Below are 21,376 nucleotides of genomic sequence, written 5' to 3' on the forward strand. Positions count from 1 at the left end.
ATGCTTGGTCCCTCCGCACATGTCGATACATTCACCCGGGACAACCTGCCACCGGAAGAGAGCTGGCCCGACTTCCTGCTGGATGATTTTCAGTATCCCGAACGTCTTAATGCAGGCGTGGAACTGACCGACAGGATGGTCGAGAAGGGGCTGGGAGATCACACCGCCCTGATCGGCAATGGCCGTCGCCGCACCTATAAGGAACTTGCGGACTGGACCAACCGCCTGGCCAATGCACTGACCGAGGATCTGGGTGTGAAACCGGGCAACCGGGTTCTGATCCGGTCCGCCAACAATCCGGCCATGGTCGCCTGTTGGCTCGCCGCCACCAAGGCCGGCGCGGTTGTCGTCAACACCATGCCCATGCTGCGCGCCGGTGAACTTTCCAAGATCGTCGACAAGGCCGAAATCGAGTTCGCACTCTGCGACACGCGCCTCATGGACGAGATGGTCACCTGCGCAAAGAACTCGTCCTTCCTGAAGAAGGTCGTCGGCTTCGATGGCACATCGAACCACGACGCGGAACTGGACCGGCTCGCGCTGGAAAAATCCGTGCTTTACGACGCCGTGCCGACTGGACGAGACGATGTCGCCCTCTTGGGGTTCACCTCCGGCTCCACCGGCACGCCCAAGGCGACGATGCACTTCCACCGGGATCTGCTGATCATTGCCGACGCCTATGCCAAAGAGGTTCTGGGCGTCACGCCGGATGATGTCTTTGTCGGCTCGCCCCCCTTGGCGTTCACATTTGGTCTGGGCGGACTTGCGATCTTCCCGCTGAGGTTCGGCGCTGCGGCAACGCTTCTGGAAGCTGCGACACCGCCGAACATGATCGAGATCATCGAGAAATATAAGGCAACCGTCTGCTTCACCGCGCCGACCGCTTACCGGGTGATGCTGCAGGCCATGGAGGAGGGCGCTGACCTTTCCTCGCTGCGTGCCGCGGTTTCCGCGGGCGAAACCCTGCCGGCTCCCGTTTATGAGGCATGGATGGCCAAAACGGGCAAGCCGATGCTGGACGGGATCGGCTCGACGGAGATGCTGCATATCTTCATCTCCAACCGCTTCGACGATCACAAACCTGCCTGTACCGGCAAGCCGGTGTCAGGATACGAAGTCAGAATTCTCGACCAGGACGGCAACGATGTTCCGCCCGGCGAAGTGGGGCGTCTTGCCGTGCGCGGCCCAACAGGGTGCCGCTATCTGGCAGACGACCGCCAGAGCCAGTACGTGATGGATGGCTGGAACATCACCGGTGACAGTTTCTCCATGAGCGAGGACGGCCATCTGCACTTTGCCGCCCGCAACGACGACATGATCATTTCCGCCGGCTACAACATCGCCGGCCCTGAAGTGGAGGCAGCGCTGCTTGCGCATCCGGCGGTTCAGGAATGTGCGGTCATCGGTGCACCCGATGAGGAGCGTGGCTCGATTGTTCAGGCCCATGTGGTTCTCGTGGCCGGACAGGAAGCGTCGGATGAGCTTTCCAAGATACTGAAAGACCACGTCAAAGCGACGATCGCCCCCTACAAGTATCCGCGGTCGATCATTTTTACGGATGCCTTGCCGAAAACGGAAACCGGCAAGATTCAGCGCTTCCGGTTGCGTCCGGACGCCTGACCAGATCCTCGCGTGGGGCACGCGGGAAAACAAGACGACAAGCCCCTTGCCGACCGTGCCGGAAAAACGAAGCACGGCGGTACAAACTATAAAAACCAACGGGAACAGATGGTCACAAGACCAAGAGGAGCAGCATATGAAATTTGTAACATTGGCGGCGGCAGCCGCGCTGGCAATCGGCCTTGGCAGTGCGAACGCGGAACCGGTCAAGGTCGGTATGATAACGACGCTGTCCGGTGGCGGCGCTGGCCTTGGCATCGACGTGCGCGACGGCTTCATGCTTGCGGTCAAGCAGGCAGGCAACAAGGATCTGGAAGTGGTGATCGAGGACGATCAGCAGAAACCGGACATCGCCGTGCAACTGGCCGACAAGATGATCCAGTCCGAAAAGGTCGATGTCCTGACCGGCATCATCTGGTCGAACCTGGCCATGGCCGTGGTGCCATCCGCAACCGCGCAGGGCAAGTTCTACCTGTCGCCGAACGCAGGCCCGTCCGCACTGGCCGGCAAGGGTTGCCACCCGAACTATTTCAACGTCGCCTGGCAGAACGACAATCTGCATGAAGCCGCCGGCGCCTATGCCAATTTCGAAGGCCTGAAAAACAGTTTCCTGCTTGCGCCGAACTACCCGGCCGGCCAGGACGCGCTGACCGGCTATAAGCGCATGTACAAGGGCGAATTGGCAGGCGAGATCTACACCAAACTGGGTCAGACCGACTATGCGGCCGAAATTGCCCAGATCCGTGCCTCTGGCGCCGACAGTGTCTACTTCTTCCTGCCGGGCGGCATGGGGATCTCCTTCCTGAAGCAGTACAAGGATTCCGGTGTTGACCTTCCGGTGATCGGACCTGCTTTCTCCTTCGATCAGGGCATCCTGCAGGCTGTTGGCGATGCGGCTCTCGGTGTCAAGAACACCAGCCAGTGGAGCAAGGACATCGACACTCCGGCCAACAAGGCCTTTGTCGAGAGCTTCCAGGCCGAATATGGCCGCCTGCCGTCGCTTTATGCCTCTCAGGGCTTCGACACGGCCAACCTTCTTCTGTCGGCCATGGCCAAGGCAGATGTAAAGGATGCCGATGCGTTCCGCGCCGCCCTGGAAGAAGCTGATTTCGCTTCCACCCGTGGCGGCTTCAAGTTTGGCCCCAACCATCATCCGATTCAGGACATCTACGTCCGCGAAGTGATCAAGGAAGGGGACGTCTACACCAACAAGATCATCGGCAAGGCGCTTACCAGCCACGCCGATGCCTACTGGTCCGAGTGCAGCATGTAAGGTATTGACCCAAACGCCGGTGCGGGAAGCTGCACCGGCAAAAGGGGCGGGGTACTCATGTCACTGATATTGCTCATAGAGCAGGTCCTCAACGGCCTGCAATTCGGCATCATGCTGTTTCTGATGGCTGCCGGGCTAACCTTGATCTTCGGCGTCATGGGGTTGATCAACCTTGCCCATGGTTCGCTTTACATGATCGGGGCTTTCTGTGCGGCGGCTGTCGCGGCTGCCACCGGATCATTTCTGTTGGGCCTCGTGGCGGCACTTGCCGGTGCCGCCATCGCGGGCGCCCTGGTCGAACTGCTGGTCATCCGCCGGCTTTATACCAAGGACCATCTGGATCAGGTGCTGGCGACTTTCGCGCTGATCCTGATCTTTTCCGAAGGCACGCGCTGGATCTTCGGCTCCTTTCCGCTGTTTCTGGATGTGCCTGACTTCCTGTCCGGCCCGGTCACGCTTCCCGGCGGAATTGAATATCCGCTTTACCGCTTGGCGTTGATCGCTGTCGGTCTTGCCGTCGCGCTAGGGCTCTGGCTGCTGATTTCCAGAACGCGTCTCGGCGTGCAGATCAGGGCAGGGGAGAATGACCGCGAGATGATCGCAGCCCTCGGCATCGATATTGCCCGGCTCTACACCATCGTCTTCGCCCTTGGCGCGGCGCTGGCAGGGCTGGCCGGTGCGCTGGTTGGCGCTATCCAGTCGGTGCAGGTCGGCATGGGGGAGCCGGTGCTGATCCTGGCCTTCGTCGTCATCGTCATCGGCGGTATCGGCTCCATCAAGGGCGCGCTTGTCGGCGCAATCCTTGTCGGGCTGACCGATACGCTCGGCGGTATCTTCCTGCCGGAGATCCTGAAGCTCTTTCTCGATCCGTCGACTGCCACCTCCGTTGGCTCCTCGCTCGCCTCCATGGCGATCTACATCCTCATGGCTGCGGTGCTGATCCTGCGTCCTGCCGGTCTGTTCGGAGCGCGCGCATGATCCGGGAACGTTATCTCAATGCGCTGACACTGGCGCTCTTCGTCGCGATCCCCTTCTGGGCGATCACGGCCGATGAACCCTTCACCATCACTCTTATGACGCGGGCCGTTGTCTTCGCCATCGCGGCCGTCGGCCTCAACATCGCACTCGGCCTTGGCGGACTGGTCAGTCTCGGCCATGCGGTCTTCTTCGGCCTGGGTGGCTACGCCATGGGCATTCTGGCCTACCATGCCCAGAACTACACCCCGCTCACAGAATGGCCTTTCCTGATCGAAGGCACGAAGTCCATGCCGTTGATCTGGCTTGTGGCGGTAATCGTGTCTTCCCTGGCAGCGCTGGTGATCGGCATCCTGTCTCTCAGGACGGCAGGGGTCTATTTCATCATGATCACCCTGGCCTTTGGCCAGATGTTCTTCTTCTTTGCCATTTCCTGGGCGGAATATGGCGGTGAGGACGGACTGTCGATCTACGTTCGAAACGGGTTTCCGGGTCTGAACACGCTGGATCCGATCCAGTTCTACGGTCTTTGCCTGGGGCTGCTCTGCCTTGTGCTGCTGTTTGCATGGCGGCTGTCGGGATCTCCCTTCGGCCTCGCTCTCAATGCTGCCAGGCAGGTGCCCGTTCGTGTGGAAACCGCGGGTCTGGATCCGGTTCGGCTCAAGCTTGTTGCCTTCGTCGTCTCCGGTGCCATCACCGGACTTGCCGGAGCTTTGTTTGCAGACCTGAACCGCTTCGTCAGCCCGACAATGTTCAGCTGGCAGACCAGCGGCGAGATCATGATCTTCATCATTATCGGTGGGGTCGGTCGTCTGTTCGGGCCTGTGGTCGGTGCGCTGGTCTTCGTTGCGCTGGAACACTGGCTCGGGGCCCTGAGCGATTTCTGGCACATCTATCTGGGACTGTTGCTTCTGGTCATCGTGCTCTTCGGCAAGGGCGGACTGATCGGAATGCTCTGCGGACGGGAGGCTGTTCATGACTGACGCTGTTCTGCAGACAAGCGGCATCTCCAAGAGCTTCGGTGCCTTGCGTGCCAGCCGTGACATTTCCATCGACCTGAAACCCGGAGAGATCCACGCGATCATCGGCCCCAACGGTGCCGGCAAGTCCACCCTGATTGGGCAGATCTGCGGGACATTGCGGCCGGACTCCGGTTCGGTCCACCTGCTCGGCAAGGACGTGACGCACCAGCCGACGCGGGCCCGGGCACGCGCAGGCCTGGGGCGAACGTTCCAGATCTCCTCGTTGGCCATGGAAGACACGGTTCTTCAGAACGTGCTGCTTGGTGCTCTGGGTGCCAGCGGCCGGCCCTGGCGGTTCTTCACAAATGTGGTCAAGGACACCTCCTTGCGCGAAACCGCAGAGGAAGCGCTTGCCCGTGTCGGCCTGATCGACCAGGCGCGCATGCGCACGGCCGAGCTCAGCCACGGCCAGCGCCGCCAGTTGGAAGTTGCCGTTGCGCTGACACAGAAGCCGCAGGCGCTCGTCATGGACGAGCCCATGGCGGGCATGGGTTCCGAAGGCTCCAAGCTGCTGACCGGCTTTCTCGATCAGCTCCGGCACGAAGCGCCGATCCTGCTCGTCGAGCACGACATGGACGCGGTCTTCTCGCTGGCCGACCGCATCAGCGTGCTGGTTTATGGCGAAGTAATTGCCACCGGCACGGTCGATGAAATCCGTGCCAATGCGGCCGTCAAGGAAGCTTACCTGGGAGACGAAGCATGAGCAGTCTTCTGACACTGTCCAATGTGACCGCCTCCTACGGCGCCAGCCAGGCGCTGTTTGGCGTCGATCTGGAAATCGGCGAAGGCGAAGTGCTGGCTCTGCTCGGCCGCAATGGCATGGGCAAGTCGACCACGGTCAAATGCATCTGCCGGATGCTTGCCGCGCAAGGCTCGCTGGTTTTCGACGGGCACGACCTTGCCCGACTGCCGAGCCACAAGGCGGCCAGGTTGGGCCTTGGTCTCGTGCCGGAAGGGCGGCGCTGTTTCGGGTCGTTGAGTGTTCAGGAAAACCTGACCGCGGCGGCTCGGCGCGGTGACTGGACCTTCGAGCGCGTGATCGCGATGTTTCCGCGGCTTGGCGAACGGCGCGGTCAGCGGGCGGGATCGCTCTCCGGCGGCGAGCAGCAGATGCTCGCCATTGGCCGTGCTCTGATGACCAATCCGAAGCTCTTGATCCTGGACGAAGCGACCGAGGGTCTGGCTCCGGTAATCCGCCAGGAAATCTGGGCCGTGATCCGCAAGTTGAAGGCGGAAACAGGCCTTGCGATTCTCGTCATCGACAAGTCGATCAAGGAACTGCGCCAGGTGTGCGACCGGGCGACGATCCTGGAACGCGGCACGTCCGTGTGGACGGGCGGCATCGACGCGCTGACGGACGACGTCACCGCCAAATACATCGGGGTTTGAGGAATGTTCCGGTTCGAGCAACCCATCTTGTTCAAGCATTGCGATCCGGCGGGCATCGTTTTCTATCCCCGCTATTTCGAGATGATGAGCGATTGCGTCGAAGCCTTTTTCGACAAGGTCGTCGAATGGCCCTTCAAGGACATTCATAAGGTGGGAGCCGTGCCGACCGCTGAAATCCGCACACGTTTCTTGGCTCCCAGCCGGTTGGGTGACCATCTGGTCTTCAACCTGAAACTGACCACGGTTGGCCGCACGAGTTGCGGCATAGAAATCTCTGCGGATTGCGAGGGCGAAGCGCGCTTCCAGACCGAGCTTACCCTCGTCAACGTGGATGGCGGCGGCAAGCCGCAAGCATGGCCGGAACAGGTCAAACAACGATTACTGGACCAGTCGGCGTTCGCCTGAAGGTGGATTGGTTCGCAGGCAGGAAACGATCAGCCTTGAGAGGGTCAATCCAGTCGGATTGATCATTGCTGATCCGGAAGACAAGGAAAGTCAGGATCGATGACGGTCAAAAGCATTCAACCCGACGGCTGGGCCCCGGCAAAAGGCTATGCAAACGGCATGCTGACAGCGGGCAAGACGCTCCACATCGGTGGTCAGATTGGCTGGAACAAGGACCAGGTCTTCGAGAGCCATGACTTCGTCGGCCAGATGGAACAGACGCTCGCCAACATCGTGGCCATCGTCGAGGCCGCTGGCGGCGCCGTGACCGACATTGCCCGCCTGACGTGGTTCATCACCGACAAGCGCGAATACCTCGCCCGCCAGAGGGAAGTCGGCGAAGCCTATCGCCGGGTGATGGGCCGGCATTTCCCGGCCATGTCCGTCGTCGTCGTCGCCGGTCTCATCGAAGACGAAGCACTGATTGAAATCGAGGCGACCGCCCAGGTCGGCTGACACTCAAAATATTCCTGATGGGGCAATCAGCAGCCCGGCACCCTGTGCCGGGCTTTTTGTTTTGGTGGCCGGTAAAGCAGGGCCGGCGTCTTTCCGAAAGAAACGCAGCGAAGATCTGGCATCGGATACAGAAATAATCGTGAGCCACGACTGCGTCTCCACCTGGCTTTGCAGCACCCCCATCCCGGCTCGTGCGTTGATCGGCCATTAGGGCAGTGCAGAGGTGAAACGGGTTCGTTGGAGCTGTGAATAATCGGTCACAATAAAAATGAAGAAGTGAAAACATGGACTTGAGGATGAGTTTACGTGGTCGGAAAATTATGTCTGACAAAGTATTTACAATGTCAGACAAAGTGCTAACGTTAGATACCAAACAAGCAGGGGCGACATCTGTCCATGGCGGAAAATGCAGAACAGCCTAAACTGGAAGCGGTCCCCGGATCGGCGCGAGAGCCGCTGGATGTGCCGCGTGCCCTGATCAGCCTGATCGAGCAGGAAGGTCTCAAGGTCGGGGATCGACTGCCGCCGGAACTGGAGCTGGTGCGCCGCCTCGGCTTTGGCCGGTCGACCATTCGCGAGACGCTCAAGACCTGGGAAAGCATGGGTGTTGTCAGCCGCAACAAAGGGGCTGGCACGCGGCTCATAGCGGAAATATCAACGAACACACTGCGTGTGGCCCTGACCATCAAACACGAGGCCGAAAGCCTCTTGCGCACGCAACAGGTTCGCCGGCCTCTGGAAATCGAGTCGGTGCGCATCGCAACGAGATCCGCAACACCCGAGCAGCGGCGCATTATCAATGCCCGTGCGGCCGAACTGTTGGCAGTTTACGAGGCTGGTGAGGACTGGCGCCCGGCAGACCATCGATTTCACAACGCCATTCACGATGCGACCGGCAATCCCCTGTTCAGCCAATTCATTGAACAGATCCAGAAAGCTTTTCACGACATTTACGATGCGCCGTTCGGCAAACCGCATCTCGGCCAGGACACCATTCCACTGCACCGCCCGCTTGCTGATGCAATCATCGCCGGCGACGAGGACAAGGCTGCGGAACTGACCGGGATGATCATCGACATGGTCTGTGCCGAAACCCAGAAGATTTCAGAGGAACACGATGGCTGACACTATGCCGGGTGGATATTCGATAGAGACACTGCTGACGGCAGCCGCCGAGAGCGGAGGCGCAGTGGCCCCGCCAATCGTACAGACGTCTCTCTTCACCTTCGAAAATTACCAGGCTTTCGAAGACCGTATGTCGGGTCGCTCGAATGAGCCGCTCTACACCCGGGTTCAAAACCCCACGGTGGCGGCTTTTGAAAAGCTGATGGCACAGGCGGAGGAAGGCGAGGCTGCGGTCGGTTTTGCCTCCGGCATGGCCGCGATTTCCTCAACCATTCTTGCCTTCGTCAAACCAGGCGACCGCATTGCCTGCATCGAACATGTCTATCCGGATGCCTACCGCCTGTTGGAGCGCATGTTGAGGCCCTTCGGTGTCGGCGTCAGCTATCACTCAGTCGAAGAGTTCCAGACAGATCCGGACCTGCTCAAGGGCGTGAAGCTCGCCTATCTGGAAAGTCCGACTTCCATCGTTTTCAAGACGCTGGATCTCGGGCTCGTTGCCTCTCATGCAAAGAAGCACGGCACGATAACGGTGGTCGACAATTCCTGGGCAACGCCGCTGTTCCAGCGCCCGCTGACCCTCGGCATCGATATTGTGCTGCATTCGGCTTCCAAATACCTGTCCGGCCATTCCGACACCGTTGCCGGTGTGGTGGTTGCCAGCCGGAACCTGATCGACGCCATCCGGGATCTGACACTGCCGTTGCTCGGCGGCAAGCTGGCGCCTTTCGAGGCCTTTCTGCTGACACGCGGCCTGCGCACGCTCGGGCCGCGGATGCGCCAGCATCAGGCAACCGCAAACCTCTTTGTCGACCGCTTGTCGAACCATCCGCATGTCAGTGTGGTGCATTCGCCCGGCCCGAACATCGTGCCCGGCCTGACCGGCCGCTCGGGCCTGTTGTCCGTTGCGCTGAACGACAACGTCGATATCCCGAACCTTGCCGACAGTTTGAAGCTGTTTCGCCTTGGGGTGAGCTGGGGTGGTTTCGAAAGCCTGATCCTGCCGACGCGGATCGGCCTCAACCAGGCGGGCGAGAAGAATTCAATGCAACGCTTTGGCGTCTCCGACCGGATCGTACGCCTCAGCCTGGGGTTGGAGGACCCCAACGATCTTTGGGCCGATTTCGATGCGGCCCTGAGCAAAAGCGCCCGGACATAAGACGGCGTATTTCAAACCAAACCTGAAAGAAGCGGAGTTGAACGATGAGGGGATTGATAGGAGCAATTAGCGCTTTGGCGTTTCTGGCCGGCTCGGCAGCGAGCGCGGAAACCCTGAAGCTGGTGGAAGTGATCACCAGCCCGGAGCGCACGGAAGTGCTGCAGAAGCAAGTGGATGCCTTCGAAGCTGCCAACCCGGGTACGGAAGTCGAAATCGTCTCGCTGCCCTGGGGCCAGGCCTTTGAAAAGCTGGCAACCATGGTTGCCGGTGGCGACATTCCGGACGTCGTTGAAATGCCGGACCGCTGGGCGGGCATCTACAAGGACCGGCTGGTTGACCTCAATGACAAGATCGCAGGCTGGGAATATGGCGGCACGCTGACCCAGAAGACCCTGGACATGGGCCGTCAGACCGATGGCAAGACCGCCCGGTTGATCCCGTACGGCTTCTATCTGCGCGCCATGTTCTACAATAAGAAACTGCTGGCGGAAGCCGGTGTTGAAAATCCGCCGAGCACGATGGCGGAATTCATGGATGCGGCCAAGGCCGTGTCCGAGCTGGACGGAAAATACGGATATTGTCTGCGTGGCGGACCTGGTGGGCTCAACGGCTGGATCATGATGGCCGCCACCATGAACGGAGACAACACCTTCTTTGACGCGGACGGCAAGAGCACGCTCAACCAGCCGGGCTCCGTCGAAGGCATCCAGTTCCTGATCGACATGTACCAGAATGGCTATGCCCCGAAGGATTCGGTGAGCTGGGGCTTCAACGAGATCGTGGCCGGCTTCTATTCGGGAACCTGCGCGTTCCTTGATCAGGACCCGGACGCTTTGATCGCGGTTGCCGAGCGTATGGCACCGGAAGACTTCGCAGTGGTGCCGATGCCTGTCGGTCCGGCCGGAAAAGCCTTCCCGACCATCGGTTTCGCCGGCTGGGCCATCTTCGACACGACCAGCAACGAAGATCTTTCGTGGAAGCTGATCTCGCATCTGTCCAGTCCGGAAGCCAACAAGGAATGGGCAAAGCGCGTTGGCGTTATCCCGATCCACGAAGGTGCCGAGCAGGATCCGTACTTCAAGACCGAGCAATTCAAAGGTTGGTTCGACACGCTGAACGGCGATCAGTACATCCCGACGGTGATGCCGACTTACCTTGAGCAGTTCGGTTACTTCGCGGATTCCATTGCTCTTGAATCCAGTCAGGAAGCCTTGCTCGGTGATCTCACCGCGCAGGAACTGGCCGATAAATGGGCAGAGTTCCTGACGGAAGAATATGGCCGCTGGAAAGCTGCGCAATGACCATGATCGACACTGTCGAGCCCGGGAAAAAATCCCGGGCTCGGCCCTCCTTTTACTTTCGCTATATGGTGGAGCCGTATCTCTACCTGACCCCGGCAATCGTGCTGATTGCCCTGGTGATGCTGGTGCCGCTGGTGATCGGCATTTCCTATGCCTTTCAGGCCGTCAACCTGCTGCGCCCGTTCCAGTCGGGCTGGGTCGGTTTGGCCAATTTCGAAGCGTTGTGGTCGGACCGGAAGTTCTGGCTGGCGCTCACCAACACCTTCTGGTGGACTCTCGGGTCGATTTTCTTCCAGTTCTTCCTGGGTCTTGGCCTTGCGATGCTTCTGAACACCCAGTTCCACGGCAAGCGCATTGTCCAGGCACTTGTGTTCCTGCCCTGGGCCGTTCCGACCTTTCTGTCGGCGCTCACCTGGGCCTGGCTCTTCAACCCGACCATCGGGCCGCTGCCGCACTGGCTGGCTGCGCTCGGCATCCTGTCCGAGCCGTTCAACATCCTGGGCGACAAGAACCTTGCCATGTGGGGGCCTGTGACCGCCAACGTCTGGTTCGGTATTCCGTTCTTTGCCATCACGCTGCTGGCGGCGCTGCAGTCCATTCCGGGCGAGCTCTACGAGGCTGCGGAAATCGACGGCGCGACCGCCTGGCAGTCCTTCACCAAGATTACCCTGCCGTTCCTGGCGCCGATGATCGCAATCACCGTCATGCTGAGGACGATCTGGATCGCGAACTTCGCCGATCTCATCTTCGTCATGACCGGCGGCGGACCTGCAAACTCGACGCAGATCCTGTCGACCTACATTTTCACAACCGCCTTCCGGAAACTCGATTTCGGCTATGCCTCCGCAATCGCGGTCGCGCTCCTGGGCCTGCTGCTGATCTATGCGGCAATCCTGCTGGTGCTGCGCCGGAAACTGGTCAAGATCTGAGGTGCTTCCATGAGTGCCCTTCGTAAAAGCTCGCCTCTGGCGGTCACGGGGAAATATCTGGCGCTTGGGTTTTACATCGCCTTTGCGCTGTTTCCGCTCTACTGGCTCGTCAAGATCGCGATCACGCCGGACAAGCTGATCTTCACCGAAGGAACGGCGCTGTTTCCGAGCGAGTTTACCTTCGAGAATTTCCAGACCGTTCTGATCGCGACGGACTTCCTGTCCTATTTCAAGAACAGCGTGATCGTTTCCGTCGGCACTGCGGCCATCACCACGGCCATCGCCGCGGCTGCCGGATACGCCTTCTCGCGGTTCGCGTTCCGCGGCAAACGCGTGATCATCGCCTTGATGCTGATCACCCAGATGTTTCCGCTGCTGATGATCATTGCGCCGATCTACAAGATCGTTGCCGCGGTCGGTCTGCTGAACTCGCTCACCAGCCTGATCATCGTCTACACGGCCTTCAACATCCCCTTTGCCACCTTCCTGATGCAGTCTTTCTTCGACGGCATTCCGAAGGACCTGGAAGAGGCCGGCATGATCGACGGCTGCACCCGTTTCGAAGCGCTGAGAAAGATCATCTTGCCGCTGACGCTGCCGGGGCTGGGTGCGACCCTCGGGTTCGTCTTCACCGCGGCGTGGAGCGAGCTGCTCTTCGCCCTCATGCTGATCAACTCCAACGACACGATGACCTTCCCGGTCGGGCTTCTGACGTTCGTTTCGAAGTTTTCTGTCGACTGGGGGCAGATGATGGCGGCCGGCGTGCTTGCCCTCGTGCCATCCTGCCTGTTCTTCATCTTCATCCAGCGCTATCTGGTCCAGGGGCTCACCTCTGGTGCCGTCAAAGGGTAGGAGACCCAGACCATGGCTCGTATTGAACTCAGGAACATCGCCAAGGCCTACGGTTCCGTCGAGGTGATGCGCGATATCAACCTCACCATCGATGATGGCGAATTCATCGTGCTGGTCGGCCCGTCCGGCTGCGGCAAGTCCACGTTGCTGCGCATGATCGCCGGACTTGAGCCGATTTCCGGCGGTGACTTCACCGTCGACGGCAAACGCATGAACGAAGTGCCGCCCCGCGACCGCGACATGGCCATGGTGTTCCAGTCCTATGCGCTTTACCCGCATATGGATGTTGCCAGGAACATGGGCTTCTCGCTGGAAATCCGCAAAGCGGCCAACGATGTGCGTGTGAGCAAGGTGCAGGAAGCGGCCAGGACACTTGGCCTGAGCAAGCTGACGGAACGCCTGCCGAAGCAGCTTTCAGGCGGACAGCGCCAGCGCGTTGCCATGGGCCGGGCCATCGTGCGCGACCCCAGCGCATTCCTGTTCGATGAACCGCTGTCCAACCTCGATGCCGCACTGCGTGTCGAGATGCGCCTGGAGATCGCCCGGCTGCACCAGCGGCTAAAGGCAACGATGATCTATGTGACCCACGATCAGGTGGAAGCCCTGACGCTGGCCGACCGGATCGTGGTCCTGAATGCCGGCGACATCCAGCAGGTCGGCACGCCGCTGGAGCTCTACGACACGCCGGCCAACAAGTTCGTTGCCCAGTTCATCGGGTCTCCGACCATGAACATCCTGGATATCGAACCGAAGGACGGCCGGCTTTCGCTGAAGAACGGCGCGAGCCTCGGTCTCGGTCTGACAAACGCTCAGGTGGGTGCGCGGGAGTTGGGGGTTCGTCCGGAGCATCTCAACATCGTTGGCCCGGAAGAGGCGCATATTTCAGGAACCGCCGAACTGGTCGAACACCTCGGCTCCGACACCAATATTCACGCCAATGTGCCGGGTATCGGTCAGGTGCTGGTACGCGAGCACGGTCATTTTGCGCTCAAATCCGGAGATCCGGTTGGCATCGCGCTGGATCTTGAAAAGGCACATCTGTTCGATGCGGACGGTCGCCGTCTGGCTGCCTGACGGCAAGTCTAGCTGACGCGTGCCAGACTATGGATCAGCGTTGCCGGCATCGCGGAGGTGTCGGCACATAGACCAGCAGAGCGAACGCCTCGATCAGCATTTTCTTGCCTCGACACTGTTCAGGGCTATTTCTGTTCAGCGGAAAAAACGTATTGAGAGCATGTGTTTATACCAGGCAGGTGAGGCGGGGGCTCCAGAGGTTGCTCGCCAGGCAACCACGACAATCTGGCGGACAAGACAGTCCAGGCCAGGGCAGAGGCAGTTGATCAGGCCATAAATGAGCCGGTCTTTTTCAAAAGGCAGCCGCAGAGGGCACTTCTGGCTCGTTTTGGCGGGACTTAAAGGTGTCGTAATGATACCTTTAAGCCGAAAATCCAGAAAAAATAACTCCAATATAATACCAATAGTCCTCCCAATGGTATGATTTCGTGGTCAAAAAATGATTTACACGAATTCAAACTAATAGGTCGACAAGTGGTATCAAATAGGTATTATATACGGCGAGCAGGAGGGCTGATGCTCTCCGGCGCATGTTGTTCTGTATCTGGCGGTAAAACAAAAACGTGAAAGGCAGCGGCAGGTCCCATTAGGGCGGGCCGGGCCAGGAAGCGGGATAGTCTCCAGCGCCGTGAGCGAACAACATGGAACGTCCAGCAATGGATGGAACTTTTCGGAGGTGTCTTATGAAACGCAATATTCTCGCTCTGGCGATGGCCAGCACTGCGCTCTTTACGTCCGCGGCTTTTGCCGAAGACGTCACGCTGACGATTGAAAGCTGGCGCAACGACGATCTGACGCTGTGGCAGGAAAAGATCATTCCGGCTTTCGAAGCCTCGCATCCCGGCATCAAGCTGAAATTCACCCCGTCCGCGCCGACGGAATACAATGCCGCGCTGAACTCCAAGCTCGATGCCGGCTCCGCGGGTGACCTGATCACCTGCCGCCCGTTCGACGCGTCCCTGGCGCTTTATGAGGCCGGACACCTGGCGGATCTGTCCGGCATGGACGCCATGGACAACTTCTCCGACGTGGCAAAGGCCGCGTGGCAGACCGATGACGCTTCGGCAAGCTTCTGCGTTCCGATGGCGGCCGTGATCCACGGCTTCATCTACAACAAGGACGCGTTCAGCGAGTTGGGCATCGAAGTCCCGACGACCGAGGAAGAGTTCTTCGCCGCACTCGACAAGATCAAGGAAGACGGCTCCTACATCCCGATGGCCATGGGCACCAATGACCAGTGGGAAGCAGCCACCATGGGCTACAACAACATCGGCCCGAACTATTGGAAGGGCGAGGAAGGCCGCAAGGCTCTGATCGCAGGCGAGCAGAAACTCACCGACGAGCAGTGGGTCGCTCCTTACGCCACGCTGGCAAAGTGGGCACCTTACCTGGGTGACGGTTATGAGGCACAGACCTATCCGGACAGCCAGAACCTGTTCACACTCGGCCGCGCTGCGATCTATCCGGCCGGTAGCTGGGAAATCTCCGGTTTCAATACGCAAGCCGATTTCGAAATGGGCGCTTTCAAGCCGCCGGTCCGCAATGCCGGCGATAAATGCTACATCTCCGATCACACCGATATCGGCATCGGCATGAACGCCAAGACCGAGCATCCCGAACAGGCCAAGGAATTCCTGGCATGGGTGGCGTCTCCGGAATTTGCCACCATCTTCGGCAACGCTCTGCCGGGCTTCTTCCCGCTGTCCAAGACACCTGTTGAGCTGGAAGATCCGCTGGCGAAGGAATTCGCAAGCTGGCGCGGCGAATGCGAAAGCACCATCCGGTCCACCTACCAGATCCTCTCTCGCGGTACGCCGAACCTTGAAAACGAAACCTGGGGTGCATCCGCTGCGGCCATCAAGGGCACGGAAACCCCAGAGGCTCTCGGTAAGAAGCTGCAGGACGGCCTGGCAAGCTGGTACGAGCCGCAGAAGTAATCTGCACAAATGACAAATGGTTCCCGGGGCGGCATTCGTATCGCCCGGGAACTTTATTCCCGGACAGGTTTTGGCTTGCCCCAGGAACGTCTGTATCCCGGACAGGCCAGAGGCTTGCCCCAGGAAAGTCTGTATCCCGGACAAGCCAGAGGCTTGCCCCAGGAAAGTCTGTATCCCGGACAAGCCAGAGGCTTGCCCCAGGAAAGTCTGTATCCCGGACAAGCCAAAGGCTTGCCCGGGGCATTTGACCGGAGCTTCTTATGAGCAGGCCTCGCTTCCGCTGGCATATCGTCGTGTTTCTGGCCCCGGCGGTCCTTGTCTACACGGCCGTGATGATCTTTCCCCTTTTCAACACGCTTCGCCTTGCCCTTTACAGCAAGGTCGATAAGGAGCGCGTCTTCGTGGGGTTGCAGAATTTCATCACGCTTCTTGGCGATCCGCTCTGGTCGGATCAGTTCTGGAACGCGCTGGGGAACAATTTCTGGTTCTTCCTCATTCATATGCTGGTTCAGAACCCCATCGGCATCGCCCTGGCGGCCATTCTGAGCCATCCGCGGCTTCGGTTCGCGGCCTTCTATCGCTCGGTGATCTTCATCCCGACGATCCTGTCCTTCGTGATTGTGGGTTTTGCGTGGAAGCTGATCCTGTCACCGATCTGGGGCATTGCGCCTACCATGCTGGATGCCGTCGGCCTGAAATCGCTGTTCGCACCCTGGCTCGGCAAGGAAGAATACGCATTGACCGCGCTGTCACTCATTTCGGTCTGGCAGTTCGTGGGCATTCCGATGATGCTCATCTACGCGGCGCTTCTGTCCATTCCCGAAGAGATCCTGGAAGCTGGCGAGATCGACGGCATCACCGGCATGTCGGCCTTCTGGAAAATCAAGCTGCCGCTGATCCTGCCGTCCATCGGTATCATTTCGATCCTGACCTTCGTCGGCAATTTCAACGCGTTTGACTTGATCTACACGGCGCAGGGGGCGCTGGCCGGACCGGATTTCTCGACCGATATTCTCGGTACCTTCATGTATCGCACGTTCTTCGGGTTCCAGCTTCAGCTGGGCGATCCCTACATGGGCTCGGCAATTGCCAGCGCCATGTTCGCGATCATCCTGATCGGCGTCTGTCTCTACCTCTTCGGCATCCAGACCCGGATGCGCAGATATCAGCTGTAAGGGAGGTCGTCACATGAACAAGGCGCGTACCAACCCGCTCAACACCGCCGCCATGCATGGCGCCCTGATCCTCTACACGCTGATCGCGCTGTTCCCGGTCTTCGTGATCCTGATCAACAGCTTCAAGTCGCGAAAGGCGATCTTCCGCGAACCGCTGGCGCTGCCTGATGCCGACAGCTTCTCGATGATCGGCTATCAGACGGTCATGAAGCAGGGGGATTTTTTCCTCTATTTCCAGAACTCCATGATCGTCACCGTGGTTTCGCTGACCTTCATCCTGCTCTTCGGGGCAATGGCGGCCTTCGCCCTCAGCGAATACCGCTTCAAGGGCAACATGCTGATGGGCCTTTATCTGGCGCTCGGCATCATGATCCCGATCCGGATCGGCACCGTGGCCATTCTGGAAATGATGGTCGCCACCGGCCTGGTCAATTCGCTGATGGCGCTGATCCTGGTCTATACGGCACAGGGTCTGCCGTTGGCTGTCTTCATCCTGAGCGAATTCATGCGGCAGGTCTCGGACGATCTGAAGAACGCCGGACGTATCGACGGACTGTCGGAATACACGATCTTCTTCCGCCTCGTGCTGCCGCTTGTGCGTCCGGCAATGGCGACGGTTGCCGTCTTCAACATGATCCCGATCTGGAACGATCTGTGGTTCCCGCTGATCCTGGCCCCGGCTGAAGAAACCAAGACGCTGACCCTGGGCAGTCAGGTGTTCATCGGCCAGTTCGTCACCGACTGGAACGCGGTCCTGTCCGCTCTTTCCATGGCGATCCTGCCGGTTCTCATTCTTTACGTCATCTTCTCGCGCCAGCTCATCCGCGGCATTACCTCGGGAGCAGTCAAATGATCCGGGTTCTGATCGTCGGCCTCGGCAACATGGGGCTTTCCCACGCCCTGGCGCACCACAAGCATGAAGATGCCGAGATAGTCGGCCTCGTCAACCGCTCCGGGCAGGTAACGCATCCGGACCTTGCCGGCTATCCGGTCTTCACGGATTACGCACAGGCGCTGGAAACGACCAAACCGGCTCTGGTGGTGATCTCCACCTATTCCGACACCCATGCGGACTACGCTGTCGCGGCGATGCAGGCAGGGGCCCATGTCTTTGTCGAAAAACCGCTTGCGACCACCGTGGCCGATGCCACGCGGGTGGTCGACTGCGCAAAGGAAACCGGCCGCAAGCTCGCGGTCGGCTATATCCTGCGGCATCACCCCTCCTGGGTTCGGTTGATCGAGGAGGCGAGGGAGCTTGGCGGGCCATATGTCTTCCGCATGAACCTCAATCAACAGAGCACCGGCGCAGAGTGGGAAACCCACAAGGCCTTGATGCAGACGACAGCGCCTATCGTTGATTGCGGTGTCCATTATGTCGATGTCTGGTGCCAGATTACCGACGCCGAACCCGTGAAGGTTCACGGCATGGGGCTTCGGCTTTCCGACGAAATCGGCCCGGACATGTATAACTACGGCCAGTTTCAGGTCTTCTTCGACGATGGCTCGGTCGGCTGGTACGAAGCCGGCTGGGGACCGATGATGTCTGAGACGGCCTTCTTCGTGAAGGATGTCGTCTCGCCGGCTGGTTCCGTTTCGATTGTCGAGGACGACAAGGGCGCATCCGCCGATGTTGACGGCCACACGCGGGTCGGCGGGCTTCTGGTCCATCGCCCGGAAGGGGACCGGCGCATCGACCTGCCGGGCGAACCCGGCCATCAGGAACTTTGCGATGCCGAGCAGGCTTTCATGCTGCGCGCAATCTCAGAAAACATTGATCTCAGCCGGCACATGCAGGATGCCGTCCGGTCGCTGGCGATTTGCCTAGCTGCCGACGAGAGCATCCGCACCGGTCACTCAGTCATGCTAAAGGAGCTAACGCCATGACGGCGCTAACCCTGACCAACGTCAACAAGTCATTCGGCAATGTCCATGTCCTGAAGGACATCAATCTTGAGGTGGAAGACGGCGAGTTTGTCGTCTTCGTCGGGCCGTCCGGATGTGGCAAATCCACCTTGTTGCGCGTGATCGCGGGACTGGAGGACGTTTCCTCCGGCGAGGTCAGCATCGGCGGGGAGATCGTGAACACGACGCCGCCGTCCAGGCGCGGCATTGCCATGGTGTTCCAGAGCTACGCGCTTTATCCGCATCTGAACGTGCGCAACAACATGACCCTCGCGCTCAAGCAGGAAAAGCAGAGCAAGCAGGTGATCGAGCAGCGCGTTGCTGAGGCAACCCGCATGCTGAACCTTGAGGACTATCTCGACCGCTATCCGTCGGAACTCTCCGGCGGCCAGCGCCAGCGCGTCGCCATCGGCCGGGCGATCGTGCGTCATCCGAAACTGTTCCTCTTCGACGAACCGCTGTCGAACCTGGATGCGGCGCTGCGCATGAACACAAGGCTGGAAATCGCCAATCTGCACCAGCAGCTCAAGACCTCGATGATCTATGTGACCCATGATCAGTCCGAAGCCATGACGCTGGCCGACAAGATCGTGGTTCTCCGCGCTGGCCGCGTCGAGCAGGTCGGCAGCCCGATGGAGCTTTACAACAACCCGGTCAACCAGTTCGTGGCAGGGTTCCTCGGCTCACCGGCCATGAATTTCATGCCTGCAAGCCTGATCAGCGAAGGCGATACCCGCACGTTGGGTGTGCGTCCGGAAGACCTGTTCCAGAGCGACCAGGGACAACTCAAGGCGTCCGTGCAGCATGTGGAGCAGCTTGGCGGCGACACCAATGTGATTGCAAAGGTGAAAGACCACCAGATCACCGCACGCCTCTTCGGTCAGCACGACATCAAGCCAGGCGCCGAGTTGAGCTTCGGGATCGCGGAAGGCAAGTCGTTCTATTTCGACAAGGACGGTGCCCGGCTTCGCGGATAGGACGCTTCTTTTGAAAACAACGCAAAGGCCATCTGGAGATATTCAGGTGGCCTTTGTTTTCAGGGGCCGTCATTCCGGACAAGTGAGGCAAAGCCGAACGCCGATCCGGAAGCCAGACATATTCGTGCCAACGGCACACCGACTTGAATGAGCAACGGTGTTCGCTGCGCTCACGCTGATATCCGGGTTCCGGATCTGCGCGCAACTTGTGTTGCGCTTGTCAGGAATGAAGGTGAGGGAGGGGGGCTTGGCTTGAACCAGATTGCCCAATCAAAAAAGCCGCCCCGGTTGTCCGGGACGGCTCTTCGTTTTCCTGGGCCTCGATCTTAGCCGATCTGGGTGAGCAGCTTGTCGAGGCTGGCCTTGGCGTCGCCGTAGAACATCCGCGTGTTCTCCTTGTAGAACAGCGGGTTCTCGATGCCGGAGTAACCCGTTCCCTGGCCGCGCTTGGAAACGAAGACCTGCTTCGCCTTCCAGACTTCCAGAACGGGCATGCCGGCGATCGGTGAGTTGGGGTCTTCCTGGGCCGCCGGGTTGACGATGTCGTTGGAGCCGATGACGATCACGACATCCGTTGACGGGAAGTCCTCGTTGATCTCGTCCATTTCCAGAACGATGTCGTACGGAACCTTGGCTTCGGCCAGGAGCACGTTCATGTGCCCGGGCAGGCGGCCTGCGACCGGGTGGATCGCAAAGCGCACTTCCTTGCCCTTGGCCCGCAGACGTTTGGTCAGCTCGCTGACCGACTGCTGCGCCTGGGCCACCGCCATGCCGTAGCCCGGAACGATGATGACGCTGTCGGCATCTTCAAGCGCTGCAACGACACCGTCGCTGTCGATGGCGATCTGCTCGCCTTCCACTTCCATGGCCGGGCCGGTGGTGTTGCCGAAGCCGCCGAGGATGACGGAGACGAACGACCGGTTCATCGCCTTGCACATGATGTAGGACAGGATCGCACCGGACGAACCGACAAGCGCACCGACGACGATCAGCAGATCGTTGCCGAGCGAGAAGCCAATGGCGGCCGCGGCCCAGCCCGAATAGGAGTTCAGCATCGACACCACAACCGGCATGTCGGCGCCGCCGATGCCCATGATCAGGTGGTAACCGATGAAGAAAGCCAGCAGCGTCATCAGGATCAGCGTCCAGATGCCGGCACCGTTCAGGAACAGAAGCAGCAGGATGACACTGAGCGCTGCCGCACTGGCGTTCAGCATGTGGCCGCCCGGCAGCTTTTCTGCCTTGGAGGTCACCTTGCCGGCCAGCTTGCCGAAAGCGACGACGGAGCCGGTAAAGGTCACGGCACCGATGAAGACACCGAGGAACACCTCGACCTTCAGGATCGACTGTTCGATCGGCGTCTTGTGCGCCAGGATCGCGGCAAAGCCTTCAAGCGCATTGCGTTCTTCTTCGCCCATCGCCAGCACGTTGCCGAGTTCGATATAGGCATTGTAGCCGACGAAGACGGCGGCCAGACCCACAAGCGAGTGCATGGCTGCGACGAGCTGGGGCATTTCGGTCATCTGGACGCGCTGCGCCACGAAATAACCGATGATCCCGCCTGCGGCGATCAGGATGAGGGACAGTAGCCAAAGGCCGGAGCCAGGTCCGATCAGGGTGGCGACAACGGCCAGTCCCATGCCGGCGATGCCATACCAGATCGCGCGCTTGGCGCTTTCCTGACCGGAAAGGCCGCCCAGGGACAGGATGAACAGAACAGCCGCAACAACGTAAACGGCGGTTGTGAAACCGAATTCCATCTGCCGGCC

At 59.7% G+C, this 21,376-nt stretch carries 20 protein-coding genes; 19 read left to right on the forward strand and 1 reads right to left on the reverse strand.

Annotated features, from left to right (window positions below; all coding sequences use genetic code 11):
* From SIAM614_RS01230 to SIAM614_RS01320, 19 genes are all read left to right on the forward strand, one after another.
* Entirely contained in the window at window positions 1–1,620 is a 1,620-nt protein-coding gene (locus SIAM614_RS01230; protein ID WP_006931405.1) for a benzoate-CoA ligase family protein, read from the forward strand.
* Window positions 1,621–1,756: 136 nt separating this feature from the next.
* Window positions 1,757–2,893: an ABC transporter substrate-binding protein gene (locus SIAM614_RS01235; protein WP_040438721.1), complete on the forward strand. Its 1,137-nt coding sequence runs from the start codon at window positions 1,757–1,759 to the stop codon at window positions 2,891–2,893.
* 57 nt (window positions 2,894–2,950) lie between these two features.
* The gene (locus tag SIAM614_RS01240) at window positions 2,951–3,871 is read left to right on the forward strand and encodes a branched-chain amino acid ABC transporter permease (protein ID WP_006931407.1); all 921 of its coding nucleotides are present in this window, start codon (window positions 2,951–2,953) and stop codon (window positions 3,869–3,871) included.
* Entirely contained in the window at window positions 3,868–4,851 is a 984-nt protein-coding gene (locus SIAM614_RS01245) for a branched-chain amino acid ABC transporter permease (RefSeq protein ID WP_006931408.1), read from the forward strand. The genes SIAM614_RS01240 and SIAM614_RS01245 overlap by 4 nt, the downstream gene beginning before the upstream one ends.
* Window positions 4,844–5,593, forward strand: a complete 750-nt coding sequence (locus tag SIAM614_RS01250) for an ABC transporter ATP-binding protein (protein ID WP_006931409.1) — start codon at window positions 4,844–4,846, stop codon at window positions 5,591–5,593. Before SIAM614_RS01245 ends, SIAM614_RS01250 begins: the two co-directional genes overlap by 8 nt.
* Complete coding sequence (locus SIAM614_RS01255; RefSeq protein WP_006931410.1) at window positions 5,590–6,279, forward strand: ABC transporter ATP-binding protein; 690 nt, start codon at window positions 5,590–5,592, stop codon at window positions 6,277–6,279. The genes SIAM614_RS01250 and SIAM614_RS01255 overlap by 4 nt, the downstream gene beginning before the upstream one ends.
* 3 nt (window positions 6,280–6,282) lie before the next feature.
* The gene (locus tag SIAM614_RS01260) at window positions 6,283–6,684 is read left to right on the forward strand and encodes an acyl-CoA thioesterase (RefSeq protein ID WP_006931411.1); all 402 of its coding nucleotides are present in this window, start codon (window positions 6,283–6,285) and stop codon (window positions 6,682–6,684) included.
* 99 nt (window positions 6,685–6,783) lie between these two features.
* On the forward strand, window positions 6,784–7,179 hold the full coding sequence (locus tag SIAM614_RS01265; RefSeq protein ID WP_006931412.1) for a RidA family protein: 396 nt from the start codon (window positions 6,784–6,786) through the stop codon (window positions 7,177–7,179).
* A gap of 396 nt (window positions 7,180–7,575) precedes the next feature.
* Window positions 7,576–8,304, forward strand: a complete 729-nt coding sequence (locus SIAM614_RS01270; RefSeq protein ID WP_006931413.1) for a FadR/GntR family transcriptional regulator — start codon at window positions 7,576–7,578, stop codon at window positions 8,302–8,304.
* The gene (locus SIAM614_RS01275) at window positions 8,297–9,460 is read left to right on the forward strand and encodes an aminotransferase class I/II-fold pyridoxal phosphate-dependent enzyme (RefSeq protein ID WP_229597926.1); all 1,164 of its coding nucleotides are present in this window, start codon (window positions 8,297–8,299) and stop codon (window positions 9,458–9,460) included. Before SIAM614_RS01270 ends, SIAM614_RS01275 begins: the two co-directional genes overlap by 8 nt.
* Before the next feature lie 44 nt (window positions 9,461–9,504).
* Window positions 9,505–10,761, forward strand: a complete 1,257-nt coding sequence (locus SIAM614_RS01280) for an ABC transporter substrate-binding protein (protein WP_040438726.1) — start codon at window positions 9,505–9,507, stop codon at window positions 10,759–10,761.
* Entirely contained in the window at window positions 10,758–11,690 is a 933-nt protein-coding gene (locus SIAM614_RS01285) for a carbohydrate ABC transporter permease (RefSeq protein ID WP_006931416.1), read from the forward strand. The genes SIAM614_RS01280 and SIAM614_RS01285 overlap by 4 nt, the downstream gene beginning before the upstream one ends.
* 9 nt (window positions 11,691–11,699) lie before the next feature.
* The gene (locus SIAM614_RS01290) at window positions 11,700–12,542 is read left to right on the forward strand and encodes a carbohydrate ABC transporter permease (protein ID WP_006931417.1); all 843 of its coding nucleotides are present in this window, start codon (window positions 11,700–11,702) and stop codon (window positions 12,540–12,542) included.
* Window positions 12,543–12,554: 12 nt separating this feature from the next.
* Window positions 12,555–13,616, forward strand: coding sequence for an ABC transporter ATP-binding protein (locus tag SIAM614_RS01295; protein WP_006931418.1), 1,062 nt, complete (start codon window positions 12,555–12,557; stop codon window positions 13,614–13,616).
* A 683-nt stretch (window positions 13,617–14,299) separates the two neighbouring features.
* Entirely contained in the window at window positions 14,300–15,553 is a 1,254-nt protein-coding gene (locus tag SIAM614_RS01300; RefSeq protein WP_006931419.1) for an ABC transporter substrate-binding protein, read from the forward strand.
* 260 nt (window positions 15,554–15,813) lie between these two features.
* Window positions 15,814–16,728, forward strand: coding sequence for a carbohydrate ABC transporter permease (locus SIAM614_RS01305; RefSeq protein WP_006931420.1), 915 nt, complete (start codon window positions 15,814–15,816; stop codon window positions 16,726–16,728).
* Window positions 16,729–16,741: 13 nt separating this feature from the next.
* Entirely contained in the window at window positions 16,742–17,581 is an 840-nt protein-coding gene (locus tag SIAM614_RS01310; protein ID WP_006931421.1) for a carbohydrate ABC transporter permease, read from the forward strand.
* A complete protein-coding gene (locus SIAM614_RS01315) occupies window positions 17,578–18,612 on the forward strand; it encodes a Gfo/Idh/MocA family protein (RefSeq protein ID WP_006931422.1) in 1,035 nt (344 codons plus the stop codon). Before SIAM614_RS01310 ends, SIAM614_RS01315 begins: the two co-directional genes overlap by 4 nt.
* Window positions 18,609–19,607 carry an ABC transporter ATP-binding protein gene (locus SIAM614_RS01320; protein ID WP_006931423.1) on the forward strand — a complete coding sequence of 333 codons (999 nt, stop codon included), beginning with the start codon at window positions 18,609–18,611 and terminating at the stop codon, window positions 19,605–19,607. The genes SIAM614_RS01315 and SIAM614_RS01320 overlap by 4 nt, the downstream gene beginning before the upstream one ends.
* Before the next feature lie 326 nt (window positions 19,608–19,933).
* Here the strand turns inward: SIAM614_RS01320 and SIAM614_RS01325 are convergent, their stop codons facing one another.
* Window positions 19,934–21,367, reverse strand: a complete 1,434-nt coding sequence (locus tag SIAM614_RS01325) for an NAD(P)(+) transhydrogenase (Re/Si-specific) subunit beta (RefSeq protein WP_006931424.1) — start codon at window positions 21,365–21,367, stop codon at window positions 19,934–19,936.
* Window positions 21,368–21,376 lie beyond the last annotated feature (9 nt).

Source organism: Roseibium aggregatum IAM 12614, assembly GCF_000168975.1.
GTDB classification, from domain to species: Bacteria; Pseudomonadota; Alphaproteobacteria; order Rhizobiales; family Stappiaceae; genus Roseibium; species Roseibium aggregatum.

Coding starts and splice junctions, on each gene's coding strand:
- SIAM614_RS01250 (WP_006931409.1), top strand. CDS start 4,844: ATGACTGACGCTGTTCTGCAGACAAGCGGCATCTCCAAGAGCTTCGGT.
- SIAM614_RS01325 (WP_006931424.1), bottom strand. CDS start 21,367: ATGGAATTCGGTTTCACAACCGCCGTTTACGTTGTTGCGGCTGTTCTG.
- SIAM614_RS01270 (WP_006931413.1), top strand. CDS start 7,576: ATGGCGGAAAATGCAGAACAGCCTAAACTGGAAGCGGTCCCCGGATCG.
- SIAM614_RS01265 (WP_006931412.1), top strand. CDS start 6,784: ATGACGGTCAAAAGCATTCAACCCGACGGCTGGGCCCCGGCAAAAGGC.
- SIAM614_RS01230 (WP_006931405.1), top strand. CDS start 1: ATGCTTGGTCCCTCCGCACATGTCGATACATTCACCCGGGACAACCTG.
- SIAM614_RS01260 (WP_006931411.1), top strand. CDS start 6,283: ATGTTCCGGTTCGAGCAACCCATCTTGTTCAAGCATTGCGATCCGGCG.
- SIAM614_RS01275 (WP_229597926.1), top strand. CDS start 8,297: ATGGCTGACACTATGCCGGGTGGATATTCGATAGAGACACTGCTGACG.
- SIAM614_RS01315 (WP_006931422.1), top strand. CDS start 17,578: ATGATCCGGGTTCTGATCGTCGGCCTCGGCAACATGGGGCTTTCCCAC.
- SIAM614_RS01320 (WP_006931423.1), top strand. CDS start 18,609: ATGACGGCGCTAACCCTGACCAACGTCAACAAGTCATTCGGCAATGTC.
- SIAM614_RS01255 (WP_006931410.1), top strand. CDS start 5,590: ATGAGCAGTCTTCTGACACTGTCCAATGTGACCGCCTCCTACGGCGCC.
- SIAM614_RS01245 (WP_006931408.1), top strand. CDS start 3,868: ATGATCCGGGAACGTTATCTCAATGCGCTGACACTGGCGCTCTTCGTC.
- SIAM614_RS01295 (WP_006931418.1), top strand. CDS start 12,555: ATGGCTCGTATTGAACTCAGGAACATCGCCAAGGCCTACGGTTCCGTC.
- SIAM614_RS01285 (WP_006931416.1), top strand. CDS start 10,758: ATGACCATGATCGACACTGTCGAGCCCGGGAAAAAATCCCGGGCTCGG.
- SIAM614_RS01305 (WP_006931420.1), top strand. CDS start 15,814: ATGAGCAGGCCTCGCTTCCGCTGGCATATCGTCGTGTTTCTGGCCCCG.
- SIAM614_RS01280 (WP_040438726.1), top strand. CDS start 9,505: ATGAGGGGATTGATAGGAGCAATTAGCGCTTTGGCGTTTCTGGCCGGC.
- SIAM614_RS01310 (WP_006931421.1), top strand. CDS start 16,742: ATGAACAAGGCGCGTACCAACCCGCTCAACACCGCCGCCATGCATGGC.
- SIAM614_RS01290 (WP_006931417.1), top strand. CDS start 11,700: ATGAGTGCCCTTCGTAAAAGCTCGCCTCTGGCGGTCACGGGGAAATAT.
- SIAM614_RS01300 (WP_006931419.1), top strand. CDS start 14,300: ATGAAACGCAATATTCTCGCTCTGGCGATGGCCAGCACTGCGCTCTTT.
- SIAM614_RS01240 (WP_006931407.1), top strand. CDS start 2,951: ATGTCACTGATATTGCTCATAGAGCAGGTCCTCAACGGCCTGCAATTC.
- SIAM614_RS01235 (WP_040438721.1), top strand. CDS start 1,757: ATGAAATTTGTAACATTGGCGGCGGCAGCCGCGCTGGCAATCGGCCTT.